We start from the raw sequence: 1558 nt of genomic DNA, 5'->3' as shown, positions 1-1558 counted from the left end.
TCAAGATAGCTAATTGCTGAATGACTTGCTAGAGGTTCTTTCACCTGGCCTCGAGCAGACTCGGCATCTGAGATTTCAATAAGTTCTTCGCTAAGTATTTCCGATGTTGGAAGGAAACACAAAAGGCGCTATTTTAGTAGTGATTTATGAAAGGTGGCACACGACCACATACATAGGCGTTGTAGGCCATTATGACCCGTCCTGAAAAAAGGCTACACAACACGTAGCAAAATGTACAATAATGATGGAATCAACAGAAGGTATTCTGAAGGCTTTAAACTCAAGATTTTAGCCGAACTTAGTAGTGGTAAGTACAACAAATCTGAGCTGGGTAGGATCTATGGGATCAACCGCACTACCATTAACAAATGGATTAACAAGTATGATCGAAAGGACTTAAAAAACACTCGTGTATACGTGGAAAACAGCGATGAAATAGGGCGCATCAAAGCCCTGCAAAAAGAAGTAGAGCAACTCAAATCCTTATTAATTAAGAAGGACATAGATACGCTCATATTAGATTCTTATCTGGAGGTTGCAGCGGAAAACCTGGGTTACAAAAATGCTGATGAGTTAAAAAAAAGTCTAAGCATCAAACCCTGATGAAGTCAATCCATGAATCCAGACGGACTGGACGGGCAACTGTTGAACAGGTATGCAACAGTATGCACTTGAAAAGAGATGCTTATTACAAATACAAAAGGCGTTACTCGCAGCGAGAAGCGGTTGAATCTCAGGTGATCAGCTTGGTGAAAAAGGAGCGTGAGCTCCAATCCAGAGTAGGGACACGAAAGCTACACAAAGGCCTTAGTAGTACCTTCCAAGAATCTGGTTTAAAAGTGGGCAGAGATCGCTTATTCGATATTTTAAGAGGTCATGAAATGTTGGTGAAACGCAAAAAAGCATCCTTCAAAACCACTAACTCTTATCACCACTTTTATAAGTACAAGAACCTGATTAAGAATATGGAAGTAACCAGACCCAATCAGGTTTGGGTATCAGATATCACCTACATCCGAACGGTGAAGGGATTCTGTTACTTGGCATTGATTACTGATATGTATTCCAGGAAGATAGTAGGCTATGACATCAGTGATTCACTAGAGCTGGCGGGCTGCTTGCGGGCCCTCAAAAAGGCCCTGGCAAGCGCACGCCCTGCGGTGGGTTTGGTGCACCATTCTGATAGGGGTATTCAATATTGTAGTAAGGAATATGTAGGTGAACTCACTAAACGAAATATCAGAATAAGCATGACAGAGGAAAATCACTGCTATGAAAATGCCATTGCAGAGAGAGTTAATGGAATATTGAAGGATGAATTTTATTTGGATCAATGTTTTATGAATACACACAACGCATGTGCAGCAACTAAAAGTGCAATTGAGATATACAACAACAAAAGATTACACTTATCTTTAGGATATAAAACCCCTAATATGGTATTTTATAATGCAGCTTAATTAATGTTTAACCTGTAGCCATATTTTAGGACGTGACATTAAAATTATCTCATTCTTGACCAGATCCAGTAGCTTAAAGTGCATGAACTTCTCCTTAC

General features: G+C 40.0%; 2 protein-coding genes. Both read left to right on the top strand.

What is annotated here, in order from left to right:
- Positions 1–231: 231 nt before the first annotated feature.
- Complete coding sequence (locus RLO81_RS15965; RefSeq protein WP_350113859.1) at positions 232–603, top strand: transposase; 372 nt, start codon at positions 232–234, stop codon at positions 601–603.
- Complete coding sequence (locus RLO81_RS15960; RefSeq protein ID WP_350113856.1) at positions 603–1460, top strand: IS3 family transposase; 858 nt, start codon at positions 603–605, stop codon at positions 1458–1460. Before RLO81_RS15965 ends, RLO81_RS15960 begins: the two co-directional genes overlap by 1 nt.
- The last annotated feature ends 98 nt before the right edge of the window (positions 1461–1558 follow it).

Origin of the sequence: Fulvivirga sp. (assembly GCF_040220315.1) — a bacterium.
Taxonomy (GTDB): domain Bacteria; phylum Bacteroidota; class Bacteroidia; order Cytophagales; family Cyclobacteriaceae; genus Fulvivirga.
This window is presented reverse-complemented; position numbering and strand designations above follow the sequence as displayed.

Excerpts from the sequence above, each read along its gene's own strand:
- RLO81_RS15965 (WP_350113859.1), top strand. The coding sequence starts at position 232 with ATGTACAATAATGATGGAATCAACAGAAGGTATTCTGAAGGCTTTAAA.
- RLO81_RS15960 (WP_350113856.1), top strand. The coding sequence starts at position 603 with ATGAAGTCAATCCATGAATCCAGACGGACTGGACGGGCAACTGTTGAA.